General features: G+C 52.3%; 22 protein-coding genes. 9 read left to right on the forward strand and 13 right to left on the reverse strand.

The features are described 5' to 3' along the window. Positions 1-4: 4 nt before the first annotated feature. The 6 genes from sitD to SK35_RS05235 form a co-directional block, all read right to left on the reverse strand. Positions 5-856 carry an iron/manganese ABC transporter permease subunit SitD gene (gene sitD, locus SK35_RS05210; protein WP_032944764.1) on the reverse strand — a complete coding sequence of 284 codons (852 nt, stop codon included), beginning with the start codon at positions 854-856 and terminating at the stop codon, positions 5-7. Continuing rightward, positions 853-1,710, reverse strand: a complete 858-nt coding sequence (sitC, locus tag SK35_RS05215; RefSeq protein ID WP_008785642.1) for an iron/manganese ABC transporter permease subunit SitC — start codon at positions 1,708-1,710, stop codon at positions 853-855. Before sitC ends, sitD begins: the two co-directional genes overlap by 4 nt. A gap of 2 nt (positions 1,711-1,712) precedes the next feature. Continuing rightward, complete coding sequence (gene sitB / locus SK35_RS05220) at positions 1,713-2,528, reverse strand: iron/manganese ABC transporter ATP-binding protein SitB (RefSeq protein ID WP_003825870.1); 816 nt, start codon at positions 2,526-2,528, stop codon at positions 1,713-1,715. Continuing rightward, positions 2,525-3,442: a metal ABC transporter substrate-binding protein gene (locus tag SK35_RS05225; protein WP_048215676.1), complete on the reverse strand. Its 918-nt coding sequence runs from the start codon at positions 3,440-3,442 to the stop codon at positions 2,525-2,527. The genes sitB and SK35_RS05225 overlap by 4 nt, the downstream gene beginning before the upstream one ends. 182 nt (positions 3,443-3,624) lie before the next feature. Further along, on the reverse strand, positions 3,625-4,398 hold the full coding sequence (locus SK35_RS05230) for an SGNH/GDSL hydrolase family protein (protein WP_048215677.1): 774 nt from the start codon (positions 4,396-4,398) through the stop codon (positions 3,625-3,627). Between the two features lie 10 nt (positions 4,399-4,408). After that, a complete protein-coding gene (locus tag SK35_RS05235; protein WP_032944758.1) occupies positions 4,409-5,449 on the reverse strand; it encodes a porin in 1,041 nt (346 codons plus the stop codon). A 406-nt stretch (positions 5,450-5,855) separates the two neighbouring features. Between SK35_RS05235 and SK35_RS05240 the strand changes: the two genes are divergently transcribed. Next, positions 5,856-7,226: a class-II fumarase/aspartase family protein gene (locus tag SK35_RS05240; RefSeq protein WP_048215678.1), complete on the forward strand. Its 1,371-nt coding sequence runs from the start codon at positions 5,856-5,858 to the stop codon at positions 7,224-7,226. Positions 7,227-7,272: 46 nt separating this feature from the next. Here the strand turns inward: SK35_RS05240 and SK35_RS05245 are convergent, their stop codons facing one another. Further along, positions 7,273-8,166, reverse strand: a complete 894-nt coding sequence (locus SK35_RS05245) for a MurR/RpiR family transcriptional regulator (protein WP_003825882.1) — start codon at positions 8,164-8,166, stop codon at positions 7,273-7,275. A gap of 354 nt (positions 8,167-8,520) precedes the next feature. On the opposite strand from SK35_RS05245, the gene dcuC reads away from it, so the two are divergent. The 3 genes from dcuC (at position 8,521) to SK35_RS05260 (ending at position 12,065) form a co-directional block, all read left to right on the forward strand. Continuing rightward, positions 8,521-9,888: a C4-dicarboxylate transporter DcuC gene (gene dcuC / locus SK35_RS05250; protein WP_003825883.1), complete on the forward strand. Its 1,368-nt coding sequence runs from the start codon at positions 8,521-8,523 to the stop codon at positions 9,886-9,888. Positions 9,889-9,939: 51 nt separating this feature from the next. After that, positions 9,940-11,634 (forward strand): NAD-dependent malic enzyme, encoded by a 1,695-nt coding sequence (locus SK35_RS05255; protein ID WP_048215679.1) that lies wholly within the window; start codon positions 9,940-9,942, stop codon positions 11,632-11,634. A gap of 86 nt (positions 11,635-11,720) precedes the next feature. Next, positions 11,721-12,065 (forward strand): nitrous oxide-stimulated promoter family protein, encoded by a 345-nt coding sequence (locus SK35_RS05260; protein ID WP_048215680.1) that lies wholly within the window; start codon positions 11,721-11,723, stop codon positions 12,063-12,065. A 94-nt stretch (positions 12,066-12,159) separates the two neighbouring features. On the opposite strand, the gene flhA is transcribed toward SK35_RS05260, so the two are convergent. The 6 genes from flhA to hypA all read right to left on the reverse strand — a co-directional run bounded on the left by flhA (position 12,160) and on the right by hypA (position 18,196). Further along, positions 12,160-14,238: a formate hydrogenlyase transcriptional activator FlhA gene (flhA, locus tag SK35_RS05265; protein ID WP_032944751.1), complete on the reverse strand. Its 2,079-nt coding sequence runs from the start codon at positions 14,236-14,238 to the stop codon at positions 12,160-12,162. Between the two features lie 218 nt (positions 14,239-14,456). Continuing rightward, the gene (hypE, locus tag SK35_RS05270; RefSeq protein WP_048215681.1) at positions 14,457-15,467 is read right to left on the reverse strand and encodes a hydrogenase maturation carbamoyl dehydratase HypE; all 1,011 of its coding nucleotides are present in this window, start codon (positions 15,465-15,467) and stop codon (positions 14,457-14,459) included. Further along, complete coding sequence (gene hypD / locus SK35_RS05275; RefSeq protein ID WP_003825899.1) at positions 15,464-16,585, reverse strand: hydrogenase formation protein HypD; 1,122 nt, start codon at positions 16,583-16,585, stop codon at positions 15,464-15,466. Before hypD ends, hypE begins: the two co-directional genes overlap by 4 nt. Continuing rightward, positions 16,586-16,858: a hydrogenase 3 maturation protein HypC gene (gene hypC, locus SK35_RS05280; protein ID WP_003037411.1), complete on the reverse strand. Its 273-nt coding sequence runs from the start codon at positions 16,856-16,858 to the stop codon at positions 16,586-16,588. After that, positions 16,849-17,721, reverse strand: a complete 873-nt coding sequence (gene hypB, locus SK35_RS05285; protein ID WP_003037409.1) for a hydrogenase nickel incorporation protein HypB — start codon at positions 17,719-17,721, stop codon at positions 16,849-16,851. Before hypB ends, hypC begins: the two co-directional genes overlap by 10 nt. A gap of 103 nt (positions 17,722-17,824) precedes the next feature. Continuing rightward, on the reverse strand, positions 17,825-18,196 hold the full coding sequence (hypA, locus tag SK35_RS05290) for a hydrogenase maturation nickel metallochaperone HypA (protein ID WP_008785634.1): 372 nt from the start codon (positions 18,194-18,196) through the stop codon (positions 17,825-17,827). Positions 18,197-18,394: 198 nt separating this feature from the next. Here hypA and hycA point away from each other — a divergent pair, with 198 nt between their 5' ends. The 5 genes from hycA (at position 18,395) to hycE (ending at position 24,084) form a co-directional block, all read left to right on the forward strand. Further along, entirely contained in the window at positions 18,395-18,853 is a 459-nt protein-coding gene (gene hycA, locus SK35_RS05295; protein WP_008785633.1) for a formate hydrogenlyase regulator HycA, read from the forward strand. Positions 18,854-18,996: 143 nt separating this feature from the next. After that, positions 18,997-19,608, forward strand: coding sequence for a formate hydrogenlyase subunit HycB (hycB, locus tag SK35_RS05300; RefSeq protein ID WP_003825909.1), 612 nt, complete (start codon positions 18,997-18,999; stop codon positions 19,606-19,608). Continuing rightward, the gene (gene hycC, locus SK35_RS05305) at positions 19,605-21,431 is read left to right on the forward strand and encodes a formate hydrogenlyase subunit 3 (RefSeq protein WP_048215682.1); all 1,827 of its coding nucleotides are present in this window, start codon (positions 19,605-19,607) and stop codon (positions 21,429-21,431) included. The genes hycB and hycC overlap by 4 nt, the downstream gene beginning before the upstream one ends. 2 nt (positions 21,432-21,433) lie before the next feature. Next, the gene (locus SK35_RS05310) at positions 21,434-22,357 is read left to right on the forward strand and encodes a respiratory chain complex I subunit 1 family protein (RefSeq protein WP_048215683.1); all 924 of its coding nucleotides are present in this window, start codon (positions 21,434-21,436) and stop codon (positions 22,355-22,357) included. A 17-nt stretch (positions 22,358-22,374) separates the two neighbouring features. Continuing rightward, entirely contained in the window at positions 22,375-24,084 is a 1,710-nt protein-coding gene (hycE, locus tag SK35_RS05315; protein WP_048215684.1) for a formate hydrogenlyase subunit HycE, read from the forward strand. Positions 24,085-24,093: the final 9 nt, after the last annotated feature.

Genomic DNA, 24,093 nt, shown 5'->3' on the forward strand with positions numbered 1-24,093 from the left:
TCCGTCAGAGGTCGTATTGCTGGCGTCGCCGTTCTAAACGACGATCGCGCAGGGTGGAATAAATAAAGGTCATCACAAACAGTAGTGAAAATAGTACGACGATGGTGGGGGCCGGTGCACTGTCGATGAAAAAAGACAGGTACACGCCCATAAACGAGGTAACGACCGACATAATCACCGCCAGCCACAAGGCGTGGGAAAATTTCCGCGTCATTAAAATCGCAATGGCGCCAGGCGCAATCAGTAAGGAGATCGACAAAATAATCCCTACTGATTTTAGCGTGGCGACAATCGTCAGGGCGATCATGCACAGTAGGCCGTAATGTAGCAGTGCAGTGTTAAGCCCACTGGCCTTTGCCTGATGCGGGTCGAACGCATGCAGAAGCAGATCTTTCCACTTAAGCCCAATAATAAGCGCTATCCCAAGCGTAATAACCGCGGTTTGTATGATGTCGCTGAACGATACGCCCAGCATGTCGCCGAACAGAATATGATCGAGATGGACCTCTGACTGGATAGAGACGTACAGCACCAGCCCTGCGCCAAACATGCCGGAAAAGACGATTCCCATCAGGGTATCGCGTTTGATGCGGCTGTTATCGTCGAGATAACCCGTCGCCACCGCACAGAACAGCCCGGCGATAAATGCGCCAATTGCCAGTGGGATGCCCGCAATCCACGCCAGTACAATTCCCGGGAAAACCGCGTGGCTCATTGCATCGCCCATCAGCGCCCAGCCTTTGAGTACTAAAAATACAGACAGCAGCGCGCAGGGCACGGCGACAATGGTGGAGATGACCAGCGCATTGACCATAAAACCAAACTGAAAGGGTTCCAGCAGCGTTGTTAAGATCATACTGACTCCTTGTTCACCAGACGGGCGCGGCGGCGATTCGCCAGCAGACCGTGTTTTGGCGCGAAGACAAATGCCAGCAGGAACAGCAGCGTTTGCAGAACGACAATAATTCCGCCGGTTGCACCGTCCAGCCAGTAGCTCAGCCAGGCGCCGAAAAAGCTGGTCAGGCTGCCAATAGCTACGGCGATAGTGAGCAGGCGTGGAAAACGATCGGTCAGCAGCCAGGCCGTTGCACCGGGCGTAACCACCAGGCAAATCACCAGAAATGCGCCGACGGTTTGCAGCGCGGCGACCGTGGAAACGGAGAGCAGCGTAAAAAATAACAGCTTCAACCGGCCCGGATTCAGACCGATAGAGCGCGCGTGGTTTTCATCAAAAAAAACCACCATCAGATCTTTCCACTTCAAAAACAGGATGGTTAGCGAAATAACCCCGATGATGGCCAGTTGTAGAATATCTTCTGGCGCAATCGCCAGCACGTTGCCGAGAATGATGGTCTGAATGTTCACCGACATCGGATTGAGCGACACCATAAACAGCCCGATACCGAAAAAAGACGAAAAAATCAGTCCGATAATCGCATCTTCCTTCAGGCGCGAACGTTGATTAAGAAACAGCATACTGCCCGCCGCCAGTCCGCCGGAAAGGAATGCGCCAAGCGCGAAGGGAAGCCCTAACATATAAGCGCCTGCCACGCCCGGCACGATAGAGTGCGACAGTGCATCGCCAATCAGCGACCAGCCTTTGAGCATCAGATAGCAGGAGAGAAACGCACACAGGCCACCGACCATCGCCGAGACCCACATGGCGTTGAGCATGTACTGGTAGCCAAACGGCTCCGTTAGCCAGTTCATGGTTATTCCCCCTCGTTTGCCGTGCGTCGCGAAATAAACGGGCGTTCATCATCGGTAATTACGTGCTGTTCACCGCCGCTCAGCGCAACGTGACGCAGTACGCCGCTGAATGCCAGTTCGAGATTCTCGGGGGTAAAGGTGGTTTCGGTGGGGCCACTTGCCAGCACCGTGCCCTTAATCATCACCGTGTAATCACAAAACTCGGTGACGGATCCCAAATTATGGGTAGAGACCAGCATGGTTCGACCCTCATCACGCAGTTCACGCAGCAGGTCGATGATCCGGGCCTCGGTTTTTACATCCACACCGGTAAAGGGTTCATCCAGTAAAATAACCTGTCCGTCCTGTGCGATGGCCCTTGCCAGAAAAACACGCTTTTTCTGCCCACCGGACAGTTCACCTATCTGACGATGGCGATAATCCAGCATATCAACCCGCGCCAGCGCCGCATCTACGCAGGCGTGGTCAATTTGTTTTGGTCGACGCAGCCAGCCCATATGGCCAAAGCGTCCCATCATCACCACATCTTCCACCAGTACCGGAAACGACCAGTCCACCTCTTCTGACTGGGGGACATAGGCGATCAGATTCTGTTTGAGCGCCTTATTTACCGGCTGTTGCAGAATTGAGATTTCCCCCTGCGCCAGGCGGACAAAACCCATCAGCGCTTTAAAAAGCGTTGATTTTCCCGAACCGTTTACGCCGACCAGAGCGGCAATTGAGCCGCCCGGAACCTGAAAAGTGGCGTCCCGCAATGCGGTATGACCGTTGCGATACGTCACCGTAACCTGATTTACGGTAATCGCAGAGTGACTCATGGTTGGCTCTCCAGACCCTTGTTGATGCCGTTAACAATGGTTTGCGTGGTGACGCGCAGTAAATCCAGATAGGTCGGTACCGGACCATCGGTAGCGCTGAGCGAATCGACATACAGCACGCCGCCGTAATGCGCGCCAGACTCACGGGCAACCTGACGCGCTGGTTTGTCGGACACGGTGCTTTCGCTAAATACCGTTGGGATATGATGCTCTCTGATGGCATCGATAACCTTGCGTACCTGCTTGGGCGTACCCTGCTGATCGGCATTGATCGGCCACAGATACAGCTCCTTGAGATTGTTATCACGAGCTAAATAAGAGAATGCGCCTTCGCTGGTGACCAGCCAGCGTTTTTCAGCAGGGAGCTTTGCCAGTTCTGTATGTAGTGGCGCCAGGGTCTGCTGGATTTTCGCTTTATAATTCTGCGCATTATTCTGGTAGGTTGCGGCATTGTCCGGATCGTATTTGATCAGCGCATCACGAATGTTATCCACGTAGATAAGCGCGTTCTCTGCTGACATCCAGGCATGCGGGTTTGGTTTACCGTTGTACGGCCCTTCGCTGATGCCCATTGGCTGCACGCCGTTTGAGACCATCACTTCCGGTACGCCGGACAAATTTTGGTAGAAGCGGGCAAACCATAGTTCGAGGTTTAGACCGTTGGAGAGAATAAGCTGTGCGCCTTGCGCCCGTTTGATATCGCCTGGGGTTGGTTGATATTCGTGAATTTCAGCCCCCGGTTTGGTGATAGAACTAACGTCCGCCGCGTCACCTGCTACATTGCTTGCCATATCGGCAATCACCGTAAAGGTGGTTACCACTTTGAATTTTTCTTTCGCCCAGGCGGGTGACAGCGTCAGCGCTGTTAACACGCTGGCAAGGAGAAATGACTTCAGATGGGGCAGATGCGGCATAGTATCCCTCGCAACAAGGTGGTTAATTTATCATCGAATATAGCCTTTGCTATGTTATATAGCACATGGCATAAACAAATGAAAATAATTCTTATTTGTGTAGGTTGCTAAGGAATAGAGGGGGGATAATGTATTTTACGCCGGCACGATTGCCGGCGTGTTGGGGATGAATAACCCGGTGATTATGACTTTTGGAACTCAGTAACGGTTTCCCATGCTACCTGTTGTAACGCTTTGGCGGTGGCAGGGGTCATGTCCGTATCAACAGGAAGCGCGCCGCCGACAGGAGACTGGTTGTACAGGGTGGCGAAGAATACGCAAGCGGCGAGATATGTACCAGAAATAGAAGGGTGTACACCATCATGATAATACAAGTTAATTTCCGGATGGGTCTTGCGCGCTTTCACGAAAGCGAGACCTACCGGAGCCACATATCCCCCCGTTTTTTGCGCAATGGAGATATAAGCATCCGCCAGCTTTTGGCTATCTTCGGGTTTAGCTTTCTTCGGCCAGGTCATGAAATAGACAACTTTTGCACCTGCTTTATGCGCCATCTCAGCCATTTGGGTTGCAGAGTCAACGAAATTTTTCCGGGTACTTTCTTTCTTTGAAATTGTTTCTGTGGAGTTCCCCTGTAATACCACTACATCCCATTTCTGTAACGTGTTCTGGTAGCGCATATTCTCAATTTGCCAGCCTAAATGACCGCTGGAAATCGTGATCCCCCGATATTTATAGCCTTTGGCATGGTCAGGCAGTAAAGACTGCGTCAAATCCCGTAATCGGGTATTGATATTATTGTTATAGAACGTGAACGAGTTACCATAAAGCGCGACGATTTTATTCTCGCCATCCATTTTAGCATGTGCGGAAGGCGCTAATAACGTATCAGCGTGAGCGCAGATACTACTCAGTGCCAGGACCGTTGCTGCGGCAAGCAAAGTTATCTTTTTCATCGATTATCTCTTAGAAGTCGTAACGGAGTCCAACGATGAGCGCATCATCATTGGTTTTTTTGTTCTTACTGGCGAATTCTTTATCGTAAGTAAATGATAACCACGTATCCTCAGCCAATGTTAATTGCGCCTCAGCACGCCAGTCTTCTTTTTCAGCAATATCTTTACCATCTTCATTTAAAAAACTATATCCGGTGAGAACCTTGACGGTGCCAAAATTGTAGGAAATGAGTGAATCCATCCCTTTATAATTATTATCGCTTTTGTTATCGCGAGAAATAGAAGTACGCAATGCGGTTACCGCGACTTCATAGGCTTTATAACTGAGTTGTAATCCTCCCATAATTTGATCGTTTTGATTACGCCCATCGGTGGTCACTACGCCATCCTGTCGTTTGTAACGACTGGCCGCGAGTGCGGGTGTAATTCTAAAATCACCAAATTTGAAAGACTTGCGGTAGCTGGCCATCGCGCCGTAATCCAGGGCTTCGTTATCGCTGTTGCCATTACCGGAGACCCATGCCAGTTGAATTTCGTTACCGGCAAATTTGGCATTCCACTGGACGGTGCCGTCCTGGCGGTTGAACTGGTATGAATCATCAATGGTTGTAATGCCATAGCTATAGATATTAGGGGTGAAATTTTTGTACTTATCGGTCATTTTCATTACCTGATACAACGGATTTTTGGTTCTCCCGGTGATCAGTTCACCCCATGTTTTATTTGACAGACCGACATAGGAATAACGGGCCTCCATATCGCTTTCACCGGTATTGTTATCATTTTTTTCGGTACGCACCTGCCATTCCAGTCGACCCACGATTTTGGTATCTGGCAGAAGATCCAGATCTCGGGTGAGGTAAATACCTACACGGCCACCCAGATCGCTTCGGCTTTCACTGCCAGCAAATGAATTCTGACCACTTGCTATTTTTCCCTCAACGCGGCCATAGATATCCAGAGTATTGCCATCCTTATTATAGACGTTTAAGGCGAACGCCGAGGAACTCATACCCATAAGTAATATTAGTGAATAATTTTTTAGCTTCATGTCATCCCTCAAACCAGCATTAGTTTCCTGACCATAAAATAAAGTTCACAGCGAGGTAATTGTTTGTGGAAAAAGAGTGTCAGCGGTATGGGAATTATTTTTTCTCGTAATGAAATGTGATTATTCACGCATAAATATCACTAATTTCACTATTGTATTAATGGTTCTTATATTTAATGCGCATTTCTGCTGAAATATTACGCCTGCTTGGAATGTAATTCACAAATTACTGTGAAGTACATCTCATTTCTACTTGGTGGAAAAAACGAAAATGGGAATATTGTATTCTCATGGCCGTTTTTTGGGTGGGAATACTATTTTCCCCTATAATCTGGAAAACAGATCCTGCAAAATTGATTAATCACATTTTCGATTATGATGCATTCATTGGCCGGAGAGGCGCTGTATGTTCGGTAAGCAAACAACGGTATTTGATTCTGATCTTTATTCTTCATTGTTCACCCAAGGTCGGATGCGGGAAATATGGTCTGACGACAATCTGCTGCGGTGTTGGTTGCGATTTGAGGCAACTGTCGCTCGAGTGCAAGGTGAGCAGGGGATTATCCCTGAGCAAGCCGCCGTCGAAATTGAAAAAACGTGCAGGGAAATACGGATAGATTGGCCGGCTCTTGCACAGGAAACACAGACGGTTGGTATGGCGATAAAACCGCTGATCGATCAGATCTCTGCTTGCGGTACACCTTTAGTAAGTCAGTTTTTGCACTGGGGATGTACTACCCAGGATCTGCTGGACTCTGGCATGGCGATGAGACTGCAACAAACGTTGCAGCTGCTGCGCGAGCAATTGCTCGATGTTGGCGAGGCAATGAAAGCGATGGCAATACGTCATACCCGAACGGTGATGGTTGCACGCACCAATTCAGTGGATGCTTCTGCGACAACGTGGGGGCTGCATGTTTGCAGTTATCTGGCAGAGATTAACCGCCATCTGATAAGACTTCAGCAGCTGTACCCGCGAGCTGTAACCGGGCTCTTTGGCGGCGCGGTAGGTAATTTGGCCTCCGTAGGAGAGCAGGGAATGGAAACACGTGAACGACTGATGTTGGCACTGGGTCTGAACGTACCCTGCGGCATTAATAATGCCAGCCAGGATGCGGTTGTTGAAGTTGTGCAGTTTTTTGCCCTTGTTCACGGCACGCTATGTCGTCTGGCCAACGATGTCGAAACAATGGGACGCACGCCGATTGCTGAAGTGCTTGAGGGAGAAGGTGGTGGAGGGTCGAGCACGATGCCGCACAAGGTTAATCCGCGCGCCAGTAACATGATGCAAACGCTGGCAAGGATGGGATGGATGTATGCGTCTGGCGCCCCAGCAATGCTGGATCAACAGGATGTGCGAGCCGCCTCAATGAGGGTATTAAACTGGACAATCCTCCCGGAGGCCTCAAATGCTTTATCGACCAGCCTGACACGCGCAAAGAATCTGCTTTCGCATCTCATCATTAATGAAGAGAAGATGCGTGCTAATTTCGATTGCTCAAAGCACTTTATTATGTCGGAATCACTGACGATGAGACTTGCCGCCAAAATCGGCAGAGAGTCCGCCTATAACTTAGTGAAAAACCTGCTAAAGCATGCAACTGGAGAGCACAGCTTCATGGAGATCGTGCAGGCTAGCCCGGAAATCCGCGCATCATTGTCTGTAGAGGAAATTACCGCCGCCTGCGAGCCGCTGTCATATATCGGGGCTAACGACGCGCTAATCGCTGAAACTTTAGCTGAGTTCGAGCGCGTGAAAACGGTAGAGATTGCCTGATTTGTCTTGCTGCCGGGAGGGATAACTCTCCTGGCGGCTGGCGGTGCTAAGTGTTGTGTGCTGATGCAGAAAACGTTTCGAAAAAGACAAATAACTCTTCCAGTTGTGCAAAATTCCCCTCGTTATCTCCTTTCTCATAAGCCAGATGCAATATGAGTTCGATAAAAAAGAAGCCGAGTATACGGCTTTGAAAAATGGACTGTACGTCGCTGGGAAGAACAAACTGCAGATCGCAAAATTTACCGTAAGGGTTCGCTTCTGAGTTGGTAACCAGTACCACGACGGCGTTCTTTTTTCTGAACCACTTTGCAATATTGAGGGCAACCCGATTAAATCGATAGTAGGAGAACACAATCAGGACATCCTCTTCCTCAATATTGATGAGACATTTGGGGAGTTCGCTGATGTCCGTCGGTAAAAGGGTGATGTCACTGCGAAAGTACTTTAACAGTGTACAAAAATGCGTTGCCATTGCATGAGATGATGACGGACCGACGACATAAATATGACGTTGATTGTTCAGTACCAGATCGATAAACGCATTAAGGCTTTCAATGTCGATATTATTTTTAAATTGATTAAATAATTCTGATACTTTATGGGTGAAATCAGTAACGATACTTTCAGTGGTAATGCTGGGATTGTTACGTAGTTTGATGTTTTTCTCAAAAGGTGCGGATATTTTATTTTTTGACAGCGTAATGTCTAATGCTTTGCGAAAAGCGGCGTAACCCGTAAACCCAATCTTATTTAAAAATCGGCCAATGGTTGCTTTGCTTACCATCGCATTTTGCGAGAGGTCAACAATGCCATGATAGGGAAGTTCATTGAAGTGTTTATTAATGTACTCATTGAGTCGGCACTCAGATTCAGTTAGATCACCCATATTAAGAGTAAGTAAGTTATACTCATCCAGACTTAACGTGTTTTTTTTGTACATGGATAACACCCGATGACTATTGTATATCAACGTTGTTATAGGGTAATACACTTTCGACGTCAATCATAGAATGAATATGTTGGAAACCCGCATCCAGCCTTTTCTGAGGTCTGCGACTACATTCAGATGTAGTTGCGATCTTACTCACAAAAAGAGGTGGGAAAACACCTTTCCCGTATTTTACAACCACACAACCCATTACAATTAAATCTCAATATTTGAGTATGTAATACGATAAATTTACGTACATATTATAGCTGCTTATATATGGGGTTGATTTTTTACTATCCTATATAAGCTATGATGATATGACAGGTAACCCTACCCGATTTGTATGGCATAGGAATTGTTATTATGACAGCGTTTATTATAGCAATAGTGATAACAGTTATTGCTGCATGGTTAATTGTGAAAAATTATCAGCCGCAAACTGTTTTATTACTCGCTGGACTGGCATTATTGACCATTACCGTACTGTTTTATCCTGAAAACAGCATTCTCTACGATAAAGCAAAATCCACGGGGTCAACCTGGTTGGATATCTTTAGCTTTGCAAAAGAATCGCTCACCACACAAATTGCAGGTATTGGTCTTATCATCATGGCTGCGGGTGGATTTGCCAGCTATATGGATCACATTAAAGCGTCGAATGCGATGGTCAATATGTGCATTCGACCGCTGCAGGTGATTAAAGCGCCTTACCTGATCCTTGCGCTGGGGTATATCTGCGCACAGCTTCTGCATGTGGCAATTTCAAGTGCGGCGGGACTGGCGATGTTGCTGCTGGTGACATTCTTCCCGGTTCTGGTTCGTCTGGGGGTCAGTAAAGCCTCTGCGGCCGCGATGATTGGTCTGTGCGCGTTTATGGATCTAGGGCCCGCGGTAGGTACTGCGAATCTGGCGGCTAAACATGCTGGCATGGAAAGCGCGATCTACTTTGCGCATTACCAGATGCCGGTGGCGGTGGTGGTGATGCTGGCCGTTGCGGTGGTGATTTACTTTACCGCGAAGTATTTCGACAAAAAAGATGGCTTCGTACCGGGGGCGCAAAGCGTGGCGCAAGCGGAAGAAGAAGGCCGAAAGGTACCCGCTATTTACGCGCTGTTACCCGTCCTGCCTGTCGTACTGGTGCTGGTCTTTAGCCCTTTGGTTATCAAGTCCATCAAAATAGACGTGGTCACAGCGATGATCCTTGGCGCTGTCGTCGCATTTTTCTTTGAATTGGTGGCTACCCGAGATTTCAAAAGCTGCTGCAAAGGGATACAGGTCTTTTTCAAAGGGATGGGCAGCATGTTTACCAGCATCGTTTCCTTGCTGGTGTGTGCGGATATCTATGCCCAGGGGCTGCAGAAAATTGGCGCGGTGGACTACCTGTTACAGTCAGTGCAAAACGCAGGACTGGGCTTTACCAGCATGACCCTGGTGATGACCGCACTGGTGGGTGTAACCGCCGTCCTGACGGGCTCTGGCGTTGCCGCCTTTTTCTCCTTCTCCGGCCTGGCCCCCTCCATTGCAGCAAAATTTGGTGAGAGTGCAGTCAATATGATCCTGCCTATGCAGTTAATGGCGGGAATGGGGCGCTCAATGTCCCCAGTGGCTGGAATCATTATTGCGGTGAGTAAAGCAGGAGAATGTTCACCGTTTATGATCGTCAGAAGAACGCTGCTTCCAGCGCTGGCCGGTATCGCGGCGATGCTGGTTGCCAACTATGTCCTGATTTGAATCCCTGGAGCCTGCTAATGCAGGCTCTTATTTTTTATCTGGTTGTAATTTATGGATGGCAACGTGACAAACGATGTTTTATACGTCCCGTTTACGGGGAAGTTACTGCTTGAATCTCCGTTATTAAACAAGGGAAGCAGCTTCACGCAGCAAGAAAGGTATGACTTTAACCTGAGTGGGCTACTGCCTTGTGCCATTGAGAATATTGATGAACAAGCCGAACGGGCGTATCAACAATATCTTGAGGCTGAATCCCACAACGCTCGACATATTTACTTGCGTAATATCCAGGATACTAACGAAACGTTATTTTATTACCTGTTGAAAAAGCATCTTCCAGAGATGCTGCCCATCGTTTATACCCCGGTAGTCGGGGCCGCCTGTGAAAAATTCTCGTGGATATATCGTCGTGCACGCGGTGTCTTTATCTCCTGGCCCGATCGCGATCGTATTGACGATATTTTGCATGATATTCCACGGCACGATATCAAGGTCATCGTCGTCACCGATGGTGAGCGCATTCTGGGGCTAGGTGACCAGGGCGTTGGCGGTATGGGGATTCCTATCGGGAAACTGTCGCTCTATACCGTCTGTGGCGGGGTAAATCCGGCGAATACGCTACCTATTTTACTGGATGTCGGCACGAATAATGCGCGACTGCTGGACGATCCGCGCTATATCGGCTGGCGTCATCCGCGCATAACTGGTGAAGACTATTTCGCATTTATTGGAATGTTTATTGCCGCCGTAAAACGGCGCTGGCCTAACGTTCTGCTGCAGTTTGAAGATTTTGCCCAGCATACTGCGGTGCCGCTGCTGGACCGTTATCGCGATGAGATGTGCTGTTTTAACGATGACATTCAGGGCACGGCGTCGGTGGCTCTGGCGACTCTGGTTGCGGCCTGCCGAGGCAGCGGTCGTGACTTCCGTCAGCAATCAATCGTAATTGTGGGGGCGGGGGCTGCAGGATGTGGGATCGCCCGGCATATTATTGCCTGCCGCATCAGTGAAGGAATGAGCGAGGCCGAAGCCAGACGGACCATTTTTATGGTGGATCGCGACGGTCTGGTGATGACCACCAATAATGCCTTAGCTGATTTCCAGCAACCGCTGGCGCAGTCTCCCGAGGCCGTATCTGACTGGCAGTTTGAGGGGCTGGCACCGTCGCTACTGGAGGTTATCCACAATGCCAAACCCACGGTGATGCTGGGTGTGTCGGGTCAGGCTGGATTGTTCTCGCAGGAGGTCATTAGCACGATGTACCAATACTGCGGCCGCCCGATCGTTATGCCGTTGTCGAATCCCACTTCGAGAATGGAAGCGCGACCAGAAGATATCATTCGCTGGACCGAGGGACAGGCCATTATCGCGACCGGTAGTCCCTGCGGTGTGATTGAATTTAATGGACGCTCCATTCCGGTGGCGCAGTGTAATAACGTGTATGTTTTCCCGGCCATCGGTCTGGGGGCTATCGCCAGTGGTGCGACACGCGTAACAGAGGCTATGCTGATGGCGGCAAGCCGTGCGCTAGCCGATGCTTCCCCGTTGGTGCGTAACGGGGAAGGTGCTCTGTTGCCGGAGATTGAGACAATCTGTGAGGTGACCCGCAGCATTGCCTTTGAGGTCGGTAAGGCAGCGCAGCTGTCGGGCGTGGCAGAGAAGATGAGCGACGACGCGCTGTTGCAAAGCATAAAAGATAACTTTTGGTTACCACACTACCGTCCTTATAAACGCAGGGCAATTTAGCCGTTGTGACGAGTAAGTGGTACTCGGGTCTTGGTTGCCTTCATGATTAAGGTGTATTATTTATGCAACTTAATTGTGGAGGCATCATGTCCGGCAAACGCATTGCACGTGAAAAAATGACGATCCAGAGAATGATTTCGCTCTACGAGAGCCAGTGTCCGCAGGCTTCAGACGAGCCGGGGCATTACGATGCGTTATTTGCCTATGCGCAAAAACGCCTCGACAAGTGCGTATTTGGTGAGGAAAAACCGGCCTGTAAACAGTGTCCTGTGCACTGTTATCAACCTGCTAAACGCGAAGAGATGAAGCAAATTATGCGTTGGGCTGGACCGAGAATGCTCTGGCGTCACCCGATTCTGACCGTACGTCACCTGATTGATGACAAACGTCCAGTGCCGGCGTTACCGGAGAAGTACCAGCGGAAGAAGTAATTCTATGCCGGATGGCGGCGATGCCTTATCCGGCCTACGAGGTAAACGCCTCCGTCATGTAGGCCCGATAAGCGTAGCGCTATCGGGCAATCAGTTAAACCAGTGCATCCTTATCAATGCCTAATCTCTTCATGCGTGAGAGTAACGTTGTACGTTTCAGCCCCAGCCTTTGTGCCGCGCCTTTGGGACCGGCAACCACCCCGTTGGTTTCTTTCAGTACGCGCATAATCAACTGGTATTCATCTTCACCGTCCTGTGCGACTTCGGTTGCCACCGGAGGCGTAGACGGCGTCAAAGGGGCAATATCCGGAAGGGATAGTTGCAGCACGTTGCCCCGGGTAAGCAGAACCGCACGTTCTACCACGTTTTCCAGCTCACGCACGTTACCCGGCCATTCCATACAGCTCAGCGTGCGCAGAGCCTCGGCAGGAATACTGTCGATATTGCGTCCCATCCGACGAGCAATTTTAAAGGTGAAGGCTTTTACCAGCAGCGGAATATCTTCCGGGCGCTCACGCAGCGGCGGCAGATGGATCGGGAAGACGTTCAGTCGGTAATACAGATCGTTACGAAATTCGCGATCGGCAACCATCTTCTTCAGATCGCGGTTGGTGGCGGCGATCAAACGGACATCGGTCTGGATCAGCTTATTACTGCCCAGACGTTCAAATTCCTGCTCTTGCAGAACCCGCAGTAGCTTAGGCTGAAGCTCCAGCGGCATATCGCCAACTTCATCGAGGAACAGCGAACTTTTATCTGCCAGCTCGAAACGACCAATCCGCTGCGTGCTGGCACCGGTAAACGCGCCACGCTCATGACCAAACAGATCGCTTTCCAGTAATCCGGCAGGCATTGCCGCGCAGTTCATCTTCACCATCCGGCGGGCGTTACGTCCGCTCAGGTTGTGAATGGCTCGTGCGATCAGCTCTTTACCCGTTCCGGTCTCACCCAGAATCAAGACGGTGCTGTCGCTTTGCGCCACCATTTCGACCTGCTTGAGTACGCTGTACATAGCTTCGCTGCGACCAATGATTTCGCCGAACTCACTCTCTACGTTGTTGAGTTGTTCAGTCAACGCCAGGTTTTCATCGACCAGACGTTCCTTCAGGCGGTGAATTTCCTGGTAGGCTAGCGCGTTATCCACGGCAATTGCCACACGCTCGGCAATCTGGCGCAATAGCTTGAGGTTGGCGGTAGTGAAAACTTTCTCTTCGCACTGTGCCAGCTTGAGTACGCCGAGCATAGTATTGCCGGACATCAGCGGTAGCAGACACAGGGTTTGTAGCTGGTTGCCCCAGGTTTCGAACAGCATCCGTTCGTAAGGGGCAAGGATGTCACGTTCGCTCAGGTTGATCAGCAGCATCTCTTTGCTTTTGAAGACCCGTTCAGAGAGCGTTCCCGCTTCGTCCACTTCACTCTGTTCGTGTGCCGGATGATGTTCATCCAGATAGTGAGTGGAATAGATACTGAGTTTATTTTTGCGATCGCTGCGTAACACGATGCTGATGGCATCGATGTCGAAGTAGTGGTGGATCTCTTTGGCGACTTCGCTGACCAGCTCATCAATATCCAGTCGGGAGAGCACGGCATTGGTGATGGCGACCAGGATGCGAAAGTTGTCACGCTCACGACACAGCAGATCGTAATCGACGTTGTTGCTGACTCTGCTTTGAATTTGTTCAGCAACGACGCCGACTATCTGAGTGAAGGTCTGTAGACGGTTATATTCTTTTTCACTCCACGGACGGTCTTCGTTACGGATGAATTCGCAACCGCCAAAGATGCGCCCATCTGCCGCCAGTGGCAGCAGGCAGTAGTGGCCAAATTCAGAATACAGTCCACCTGAAGCCAATTGTGGCCATGTTTCCGTAAACTCATGATAGTTGCAGTGCAACGCATCAGGGCGAGACAAAATGCGGCGTACCGGACCATGTGCCAGCACCGTTTCGTCTTCATAATCGATGGGTTTACCATTTTCACGCGTTGCAAAATAACGCGCACGTTGCGTTTGTGCCTGCCATAAGACAATAGCCGCGCAGTCGGCCAGCGCTGAACGCTTGACCAGCTGCGAAAGCGCCTCGCTAAGAGACGGGAGATCGGGCTGCTGTAATAATGTACGAGTAATATCGAACAGGCCTTGCTGTCCGAGGTCACTCATCGGTGTATACGACATATTGCTTTTCCAGGGAAAGCACCGCAGAACGGTGCGAAAACGGTAAATGAATTATAGGTATAAGTCGTAAATTATTGCCGGATGGCTGACCGCAAACTCGCTGGTCACGCAATCCGTAGGCCTGATAAGCAAAGCGCCATCAGGCGTTATGCAGCGTTAATGCCGGATAGTGACACAAATGCGTCTTATCCGGCCTACAGCATGCTGCCAACCGGCTGCTAGCATATACGAGGTAATGGTTCGGCGTGTGGTAAATCGAGGGTTCGTTTCACGCCGTAGAGTCCGGCAAGACGAACACCTTTGCGTTCGACCACTTCACCAATCATTGCAGCATCGCACCCTAACGGATGCGCGCGCAGCGCGGCAAGCACGGTTTCAGCGGCCTGGCGTTCAACGGCAATCACCAGTTTGCCTTCGTTGGCAAAGTTGAGCGCATCCAGACCCAGCAGCTCGCAAACGCCACGCACCGCTGGCTTCACGGGCAGGGCAGCTTCAGACAACTCAATACCAAATCCACATGCAGCGGCAAATTCATGCGTGACCGCATTCACGCCGCCACGGGTGGCGTCACGAAGCGCCTTCACGCCAGGAATATCACGCAGCGTCTGGATAAGAGGTGTTAACACCGCGCAGTCGCTGACCAGTTCGCCATCCAGACCCAATTGCTCGCGTAGGTTAAGGATAGTTGCGCCGTGATCGCCAAGCGAACCACTGACCAGCAGCACATCACCCACACCGAGAGTCTGTGCACCCCAGTGAATGTTGGCGGGAATTGCCCCCATTCCGGCAGTGTTAATGAACAGCTTGTCTGCTGCACCACGCTGCACGACTTTGGTATCGCCAGTCACGATGGCGATACCTGCTTCGCGCGCGGTTGCTGCCATGCTGTTAACAACGGTTTTCAGTGTCTCCATCGGCAGGCCCTCTTCGAGGATAAAACCGCAGGAGAGGTAGCGTGGAATAGCTCCGCTGACCGCCACGTCGTTAGCCGTACCGCAGATGGCCAGCTTGCCAATATTGCCGCCGGGGAAGAACAACGGATCGATAACGTAGCTGTCAGTTGAAAACGCCAGACGGTCGCCTTCTGCCACCAGTTGTGCCAGTTCCAGACGCGCCTGATCTTCTTGTTCCGCCAGCCACGGATTCGCGAAAGCCTCCATAAACAGACTGTTGATCAACTGCTGCATAGCCTGACCGCCGCTACCGTGGGCGAGTTGTACGCTGCTCATGCTTCACACTCCTGCTGACGATACTGATACCAGGCGGCACATGCGCCTTCTGAGGAGACCATCAGGGCGCCAAACGCGGTCTCCGGGTTACACGTTTTGCCAAATAACGGGCACTGATGTGGTTTACATCTGCCCGTCAGCACTTCCCCACAACGCGCGCGCGGATCGTCATACACCTGCTGCGGCGCTGGCTGGAAATGTGCTTCGGCATCAAAGCGCTGATAGTCCGGCGTCAGGTGAACGCCAGAGGATTCGATAACGCCCAGACCGCGCCATTCGCTGTCACCATTGACGCAGAACACCTCGGCAATGGCCTGTTGCGCTAACGCGTTACCGGCATCCGGTACCACGCGGCGGTACTGGTTTTCTACCTGGCTTTGGGCTGCAATTTTCTGCTCAATTAACATCACTACGCCTTGCAGGAGATCAAGCGGTTCGAAACCGGCGACCACCAGCGGGCGATGGAAATCTGAAGCAATGAAGTTGTAGGCGTCGGTGCCAATCACCATGCTGACGTGGCCCGGCGCTAAAAAGGCGTCGATACCGTTGTCCGGCTGTTCCAGCAGGCTGCGCAGCGTAGGGATAAGCGTGATGTGCTGGCAGAAAAAGTAAAAGTTCTGCACGTCACGCTGCTTTGCCTGTTGCAGGGTGATAGCGGTCGTTGGCATTGTGGTTTCAAAACCCAGGCCAAAGAACACCACTTTACGCGTTGGGTTTTCCTGCGCCAGCTTCAGTGCATCCATCGGTGAATAGACGATGCGGATATCCGCGCCGCGCGCTTTGGCCTGTAGTAGTGAGCCTTGTTTTCCTGGCACGCGCATGGCGTCGCCAAAGGTGCAGAAAATTACTTCTGGATGGCTGGCAATTTCTACACAGCTGTCGATTCTGCCCATCGGCAGAACGCAAACCGGGCAACCCGGACCATGAATAAACTCCACGTTTTCCGGTAACAACTGGTCGAGCCCGAATTTGAAGATAGCGTGGGTATGACCACCACAAACTTCCATGATCCGCAGCGGGCGTTCAGCCGTGTAGGAGAGGTGGGCGGCACGTTCACACAGGTGCTCTATCAACTGCATCACCTGTTCTGGTGCGCGGTATTCGTCAACAAAACGCATTTATTTTTCCTCGCCGTACAGCAACGCGCCGACATCCGGCTCAACGTCAAACATGTTTTGCAGCGCGTCGAGCGTATCGCGCGCTTCAGCTTCATTAATGATGCTCATGGCAAAACCGACGTGGACCAGTACCCACTGGCCGAGGCGCGGTTGGCCATGTTCATCACAGCTACCGACCAGCGTCAGGTCGACGTCGCGCTGAATACCGCAAACGTCGACTTTGGCCTGGTTGCCATCAATGGTGCGGATTTGACCCGGAACACCTATGCACATCGCTGCGTCTCCAGCCAGGAGAGCCATTGATCCATCCCTTCACCACTGGTGGCGGAAATTAGGATAATCTCAATCCCCGGGTTCACTTCCCGGGCGCTGGCAATGCATTTTTCAACGTCAAAATTGAGGTACGGCAGTAGATCCACTTTGTTGAGCAGCATCAGCGATGCGGCGGCAAACATATGCGGGTATTTCAGCGGTTTGTCTTCACCTTCGGTTACTGAAAGCACGGCCACTTTATGGCGCTCGCCGAGGTCGAAGCTGGCCGGGCAGACCAGGTTGCCGACGTTTTCAATGAACAGAATACCGTTATCGTCAAGCGGCAAACGCGGCGCGGCGTCAGCAATCATTTGTGCGTCAAGGTGGCAACCTTTACCTGTGTTGACCTGAATGGCGGGCGTGCCTGTGGCGCGAATACGGGCGGCATCGTTCACCGTCTGCTGGTCACCTTCGATAACGGCGCACGGCACGCTATCTTTCAGCTTCATCAGCGTTTCGGTCAGCAGGGTAGTTTTACCAGAGCCCGGGCTTGAAACAAGGTTCAGCACCAGATGCTGACGGGCCGCAAAGCGGGCACGGTTGCGCTCGGCGAGGCGGTTGTTTTTGTCCAGTACGTCAATTTCCACTTCCAGCATACGGCGTTGGCTCATACCTGGTGCGTGGGTTCCGGCCTCACCGTGACCGTAGTGCAAATCGCCTTCTTCGGTCTGGCTCGGTGTGAAATTTGAGGTCTTCACACCGGTAATATTCAGCGCCGGACGAGCCGCCGGGGCAAATGGCGCGCTGCGAAACGCCGAGTGGGGATTATGCTCATCACCCTCTATATATAGGTTGCCTTCAGCGCAACCACATGTCGTACACATCGCTCACTCCTGATCTTTTTACTTGCGATACATCTGTTGCCGGATGGCTACGTTGCCTTATCCGGCCTACAAACGAGCTCTTTCTGTAGGCTGGATAAGACGCTTAAGCGTCGCCATCCGGCGCTGGAGTTTCATCTATTTCAATACGTCGAATCTGTAAGCCGTCATCGGCCACAATTCTCAGCATATCGCTGTTGCATTGCGGACATCGGCGCACGCGTTGCGTCAGTAACGTGACGTATTGCTGACAAGATTCGCACCAACATTCGGCTTCTTGTTCTTCGAGGTGGAGTTTACAACCTTCTGCAAGGGTCCCGCGGCATACCAGATCAAAACAAAAGGAGAGAGCGCTGGTTTCTACGCAAGAAAATGCGCCAATTTTGAGCCAGACCCCAGTTACTCGCTTAGCACCGTGTTGCGTGGCCTGTTGTTCAATCAATTCCAGTGCCCGTTGGCAGAGGGTTATTTCGTGCATACCGCCTCCTGTGAAGTTGCCGTAGTAAAAGCAATAAGCATGCCAGGTTGATTTTTTTCATTCGTGACAATGACGACGATGACGAAATGACATGTCGTCACCCGCCTTTGATTTTTTATCTATATGAAAATTAAGTAATTTAATTTTGGCATGAAATGTGCTTAAGGCTGTTCATCTCTGCTAAACGGGTAACCTGACATGACTATTTGGGAAATAAGCGAAAAAGCCGATTACATCGCTGAACGGCATCGTCGCCTACAGGACCAGTGGCGTATTTACTGCAACTCGCTGGTTCAGGGGATCACCCTGTCAAAAGCGCGTTTGCATCATGCGATGAGCTGCGCACCGGACAAGGATCTCTGCTTCGTCCTTTTTGAACACTTCACTATCTACGTCACGCTGGCGGACGGCTTTAACAGCCATACCATCGAATACTACGTCGAAACGAAAGACGGTGATGATAAGCAGCTGATTGCACAGGCAGAATTGACTATCGACGGTAAGGTCGATGAGCGTATTAGCAACCGCGATCGCGAGCAGGTGCTGGAGCACTATCTCGAAAAAATCGCCACCGTCTACGACAGCCTGTACACCGCGGTTGAGAACAATATGCCGGTGAATTTAAGCCAGCTGGTTGAGGGACATAGCCCGGCTTAAGCCTCGGGTGCTGCCCACTTTGTCATGGTGCGGTCTACATACTGCGTCACGACGTTTTAGGGAATGGGCATGTCGAAAAATGTCGAAATGACATTTGGTAGACATGTTTTCGTCAAAAATGACTATCACCTGAGGAATGCCTGGTGAATCGTTTTGTAATTGCTGACTCCACTCTTTGTATTGGCTGCCACACCTGTGAAGCCGCCTGCTCAGAGACACATCGCCAGCATGGCCTGCAGTCAATGCCGCGCCTGAAAGTGATGTTAAATGAAAAAGAATCCGCGCCGCAGCTTTGCCACCAGTGTGAAGATGCGCCTTGCGCCACCGTGTGTCCGGTTAATGCCATTAACCGCGTTGATGGCGCCGTACAGCTGAACGAAAGCCTGTGCGTAAGCTGCAAACTGTGCGGGATCGCTTGTCCGTTTGGCGCGATAGAGTTTTCCGGTAGCCGTCCGCTACACATTCCGGCAAACGCCAATACGCCAAAAGCGCCTCCGGCTCCGCCAGCGCCTGCTCGCGTGAGTTCGCTGTTGGACTGGGTTCCTGGCGTTCGTGCCATCGCGGTGAAATGCGATCTGTGTAGTTTTGACGAGCAAGGTCCTGCCTGCGTGCGCATGTGTCCGACCAAAGCCCTGCATCTGGTGAGCAACATGGATATCGCCCGCGCCAGCAAACGTAAGCGTGAGCTGACTTTCAATACCGATTTCGGCGATCTCACCTTGTTTCAGCAGGCTCAGAGTGGGGATGCAAAATGAGCGCAATTTCACTGATTAACAGCGGCGTGGCCTGGTTTACAGCGGCTGCGGTTCTGGCATTTCTGTTTTCATTTCATAAATCGCTGAGCGGCTGGATTGCTGGGGTTGGCGGTGCGGTCGGCAGCCTGTGTACGGCAGCCGCGGGTTTTACCGTTCTGACTAATGCGCTGGCAGTGAGCGGCGTGATGCCGTTTATTGGTCACAGTCTGCAAATTACTCCGCTGAATGCTATCTGGCTGATTACACTGGGCCTGTGCGGCCTGTTTGTCAGCCTGTACAACATTGACTGGCATCGTCATCCGCAGGTGAAAGCTAACGGCCTGCTGGTGAATCTGCTGATGGCCGCGGCGGTATGTGCGGTGGTTGCCAGTAACCTCGGTACGCTGGTGGTGATGGAGGAAATCATGGCGCTGTGTGCCGTGTTCCTCACCGGATGCAGTAAAGAAGGCAAACTGTGGTTTGCGCTGGGGCGTATTGGTACGCTGCTGCTGGCGGTCGCCTGCTACCTGGTGTGGCAACGTTACGGCACTCTGGAGCTGCGTCTGCTAGACCTGCGCACCCAGGAGCTGCCGCTCGGATCTGACATCTGGCTGCTGGGCGTGGCAGGTTTTGGCCTGCTGGCCGGGATTATTCCGCTCCACGGTTGGGTGCCACAGGCACACGCCAATGCCAGCGCACCGGCTGCGGCGCTGTTCTCTACCGTCGTCATGAAGGTTGGTCTGCTGGGTATTCTCTCCCTGTCGCTGCTGGGCGGTAACGCGCCGCTGTGGTGGGGGATTACGCTGCTGGTGCTGGGCATGATCACCGCGTTTGTTGGCGGTCTGTATGCGCTGATGGAACACAACATCCAGCGCCTGCTGGCGTACCACACGCTGGAAAACATCGGCATTATTCTGCTGGGTCTGGGCGCTGGCGTGACCGGAATTTCCCTGAATCAACCGGCGCTGATCGCGCTGGGTTTGACCGGCGGTCTGTACCACCTGGTAAACCACAGCCTGTTCAAAAGCGTTCTGTTCCTGGGTGCAGGCAGCATCTGGTTCCGTACCGGTCATCGTGATATCGAAAAACTGGGCGGTATCGGTAAACGTATGCCGGTTATCTCGCTGGCGATGCTGGTTGGTCTGATGGCGATGGCCGCACTGCCGCCGCTGAACGGTTTTGCCGGTGAGTGGGTTATCTACCAATCCTTCTTTAAGCTTGGCAACAGCGGCGCGTTTGTCGGTAGCCTGTTAGGACCGTTGCTTGCGGTAGGGCTGGCAATTACCGGCGCGCTGGCGGTGATGTGTATGGCGAAAGTCTATGGCGTTACGTTCCTTGGCGCACCGCGCACGAAGGAAGCTGAAAATGCCTGCTGCGCGCCAATCCTGATGGGAGTGAGCGTCGTCGCGCTGGCTATCTGCTGCGTGATTGGCGGCGTTGCTGCGCCGTGGCTGCTGCCGATGATCTCCTCTGCCGTTCCGCTGCCGTTGGAAACCGCGAACACCACCGTTTCTCAGCCAATGATCACGCTGCTGCTGATCGCGTGTCCGCTGCTGCCGTTCATCATCATGGCCATTTTCAAAGGCAACCGTCTGCCGTCGCGTTCACGCGGTGCGGCATGGGTGTGTGGTTACGATCACGAGCAGTCAATGGTGATTACCGCGCACGGTTTTGCCATGCCGGTGAAAGAAGCCTTTGCCCCGGTACTCAAACTGCGTAAATGGCTGAACCCGGTATCACTGGTTCCGGGCTGGCATAATGCGGCTGCACCGGTGCTGTTCCGTCGCCTGGCGCTGATTGAGCTGGCGGTGCTGGTGGTGATTGTGGTTTCACGAGGAGCCTGAGAATGAGTGTTTTATATCCGTTAATTCAGGCGCTGGTGCTGTTTGCCGTTGCGCCGCTGCTGTCCGGTGTTACCCGCGTGGCGCGTGCGCGTTTGCACAATCGCCGCGGTCCGGGCGTTTTGCAGGAATACCGCGACATTATCAAACTGCTGGGCCGTCAGAGCATTGCGCCTGCGGATTCCAGCTGGGTTTTCCGCCTGACGCCGTTTGTGATGGTGGGCGTGATGCTGACTATCGCCACTGCGTTGCCGGTAGTGACCGTTGGCTCGCCGCTGCCACAACTTGGCGATCTGATCACCTTAATTTACCTGTTCGCCATCGCCCGTTTCTTCTTCTCTATCGCGGGACTGGATACCGGTAGCCCGTTTACCGCCATTGGCGCCAGCCGTGAAGCGATGCTCGGTGTGCTGGTTGAACCTATCCTGCTGCTGGGGCTGTGGGTAGCGGCACAGGTTGCGGGTTCAACCCATATCAGCAATATCGCCGATACCATTTACCACTGGCCTGCTGCGCGCAGCATCCCGCTGATTCTGGCACTGTGCGCCTGTGCTTTCGCCACCTTTATCGAAATGGGCAAACTGCCGTTCGATCTGGCGGAAGCAGAGCAGGAGCTGCAGGAAGGTCCATTGACTGAATACAGCGGCAGCGGTTTTGCCGTGCTGAAGTGGGGCATTAGCCTCAAACAGCTGGTCGTTCTGCAAATGTTCGTTGGCGTGTTCCTGCCGTGGGGACAGATGGAAACCTTCACCGCCGGTGGACTGCTGCTGGCGCTGGTGATTGCCGTCGTCAAGCTGGTCCTCGGCGTGCTGGTCATCGCCCTGTTCGAAAACAGCATGGCGCGTCTGCGTTTTTGCGCCACTTCACGCGTGACCTGGGCCGGTTTTGGGTTTTCGTTTTTAGCGTTCGTCTCCTTGCTGGTGGCGTGATTTAAGAGAGTTTGAGCATGTCTGAAGAAAAATTAGGTCAACAATATCTCGCTGCGCTGCACCAGGCCTTTCCGGGCGTGGTGCTGGATGAAGCCTGGCAGACCAAAGATCAGCTGACGATCACCGTCAAGGTGAACTACCTGCCGGAAGTGGTGGAGTTCCTGTACTACAAACAGGGCGGCTGGTTATCCGTGCTGTTTGGTAACGACGAACGTCAGCTGTGCGGTCATTACGCCGTTTATTACGTGATGTCGATGGAGCAGGGCACCAAGTGCTGGATAACCGTCCGCGTTGAAGTCGATGCCAATAAACTGGAGTTCCCGTCCGTCACGCCGCGCGTTCCAGCAGCGGTCTGGGGCGAGCGTGAAGTGCGCGACATGTACGGTTTGATCCCGGTTGGTTTACCGGATGAGCGCCGTCTGGTGTTACCGGATGACTGGCCGGACGAACTCTATCCGCTGCGTAAAGACAGCATGGATTATCGTCAGCGCCCAGCGCCGACTACCGATGCTGAAACCTACGAGTTCATCAACGAACTGGGCGACAAGAAAAATAACGTGGTGCCGATTGGCCCGTTGCACGTCACCTCCGATGAACCCGGTCACTTCCGCCTGTTTGTTGACGGCGAGAACATCATCGACGCCGACTATCGTCTGTTCTATGTCCACCGCGGCATGGAGAAACTGGCGGAAACCCGTATGGGTTACAACGAAGTGACGTTCCTGTCGGACCGTGTGTGCGGCATCTGCGGTTTTGCCCACAGCACCGCCTATACCACCTCCGTAGAGAATGCGATGGGTATCGTGGTGCCGGAACGCGCGCAGATGATCCGCGCCATTCTGCTGGAAGTGGAGCGTTTGCACTCGCATCTGCTGAACCTCGGCCTGGCCTGTCACTTCACCGGTTTTGACTCCGGCTTTATGCAGTTCTTCCGCGTGCGTGAAACGTCGATGAAGATGGCGGAGATCCTCACCGGGGCGCGTAAAACTTACGGTATGAACCTGATCGGCGGTATCCGTCGTGACCTGCTGAAAGACGATATGATCCAGACCCGTCAACTGGCGCAGCAGATGCGTCGTGAGGTGCAGGAACTGGTCGATATGCTGCTCAGTACGCCGAACATGGAACAGCGTACCGTGGGTATTGGTCGTTTGGATCCAGAAATCGCTCGCGACTTTAGTAACGTCGGTCCGATGGTTCGCGCCAGCGGTCACGCGCGTGACACCCGCGCCGATCACCCGTTTGTAGGCTATGGCCTGCTGCCGATGGAAGTTCACAGCGAGCAGGGCTGCGACGTTATTTCTCGCCTGAAAGTCCGTATCAATGAAGTCTATACCGCACTGAACATGATCGACTTTGGTCTGGACAACCTGCCGGGCGGACCGCTGGCGGTGGAAGGCTTTACCTATATTCCTCACCGTTTTGCACTGGGCTTTGCTGAAGCGCCGCGTGGAGATGACATCCACTGGAGCATGACCGGCGACAACCAGAAACTGTATCGCTGGCGCTGCCGTGCGGCGACTTACGCCAACTGGCCGACGCTGCGCTACATGCTGCGTGGCAATACCGTTTCCGATGCCCCGCTGATTATCGGTAGCCTCGATCCTTGCTACTCCTGTACTGACCGTATGACTGTGGTCGATGTGCGTAAGAAGAAGAGCAAAGTCGTGCCGTACAAAGAACTTGAGCGCTACAGCATCGAGCGTAAAAACTCGCCGCTGAAATAAGGAATCGCC

It is taken from the genome of Citrobacter sp. MGH105 (assembly GCF_001037485.2).
GTDB classification, from domain to species: domain Bacteria; phylum Pseudomonadota; class Gammaproteobacteria; order Enterobacterales; family Enterobacteriaceae; genus Citrobacter; species Citrobacter portucalensis.

Excerpts from the sequence above, each read along its gene's own strand:
- sitD (WP_032944764.1), bottom strand. The coding sequence starts at position 856 with ATGATCTTAACAACGCTGCTGGAACCCTTTCAGTTTGGTTTTATGGTC.
- sitC (WP_008785642.1), bottom strand. The coding sequence starts at position 1,710 with ATGAACTGGCTAACGGAGCCGTTTGGCTACCAGTACATGCTCAACGCC.
- sitB (WP_003825870.1), bottom strand. The coding sequence starts at position 2,528 with ATGAGTCACTCTGCGATTACCGTAAATCAGGTTACGGTGACGTATCGC.
- SK35_RS05225 (WP_048215676.1), bottom strand. The coding sequence starts at position 3,442 with ATGCCGCATCTGCCCCATCTGAAGTCATTTCTCCTTGCCAGCGTGTTA.
- SK35_RS05230 (WP_048215677.1), bottom strand. The coding sequence starts at position 4,398 with ATGAAAAAGATAACTTTGCTTGCCGCAGCAACGGTCCTGGCACTGAGT.
- SK35_RS05235 (WP_032944758.1), bottom strand. The coding sequence starts at position 5,449 with ATGAAGCTAAAAAATTATTCACTAATATTACTTATGGGTATGAGTTCC.
- SK35_RS05240 (WP_048215678.1), top strand. The coding sequence starts at position 5,856 with ATGTTCGGTAAGCAAACAACGGTATTTGATTCTGATCTTTATTCTTCA.
- SK35_RS05245 (WP_003825882.1), bottom strand. The coding sequence starts at position 8,166 with ATGTACAAAAAAAACACGTTAAGTCTGGATGAGTATAACTTACTTACT.
- dcuC (WP_003825883.1), top strand. The coding sequence starts at position 8,521 with ATGACAGCGTTTATTATAGCAATAGTGATAACAGTTATTGCTGCATGG.
- SK35_RS05255 (WP_048215679.1), top strand. The coding sequence starts at position 9,940 with ATGGATGGCAACGTGACAAACGATGTTTTATACGTCCCGTTTACGGGG.
- SK35_RS05260 (WP_048215680.1), top strand. The coding sequence starts at position 11,721 with ATGTCCGGCAAACGCATTGCACGTGAAAAAATGACGATCCAGAGAATG.
- flhA (WP_032944751.1), bottom strand. The coding sequence starts at position 14,238 with ATGTCGTATACACCGATGAGTGACCTCGGACAGCAAGGCCTGTTCGAT.
- hypE (WP_048215681.1), bottom strand. The coding sequence starts at position 15,467 with ATGAGCAGCGTACAACTCGCCCACGGTAGCGGCGGTCAGGCTATGCAG.
- hypD (WP_003825899.1), bottom strand. The coding sequence starts at position 16,585 with ATGCGTTTTGTTGACGAATACCGCGCACCAGAACAGGTGATGCAGTTG.
- hypC (WP_003037411.1), bottom strand. The coding sequence starts at position 16,858 with ATGTGCATAGGTGTTCCGGGTCAAATCCGCACCATTGATGGCAACCAG.
- hypB (WP_003037409.1), bottom strand. The coding sequence starts at position 17,721 with ATGTGTACGACATGTGGTTGCGCTGAAGGCAACCTATATATAGAGGGT.
- hypA (WP_008785634.1), bottom strand. The coding sequence starts at position 18,196 with ATGCACGAAATAACCCTCTGCCAACGGGCACTGGAATTGATTGAACAA.
- hycA (WP_008785633.1), top strand. The coding sequence starts at position 18,395 with ATGACTATTTGGGAAATAAGCGAAAAAGCCGATTACATCGCTGAACGG.
- hycC (WP_048215682.1), top strand. The coding sequence starts at position 19,605 with ATGAGCGCAATTTCACTGATTAACAGCGGCGTGGCCTGGTTTACAGCG.
- SK35_RS05310 (WP_048215683.1), top strand. The coding sequence starts at position 21,434 with ATGAGTGTTTTATATCCGTTAATTCAGGCGCTGGTGCTGTTTGCCGTT.
- hycE (WP_048215684.1), top strand. The coding sequence starts at position 22,375 with ATGTCTGAAGAAAAATTAGGTCAACAATATCTCGCTGCGCTGCACCAG.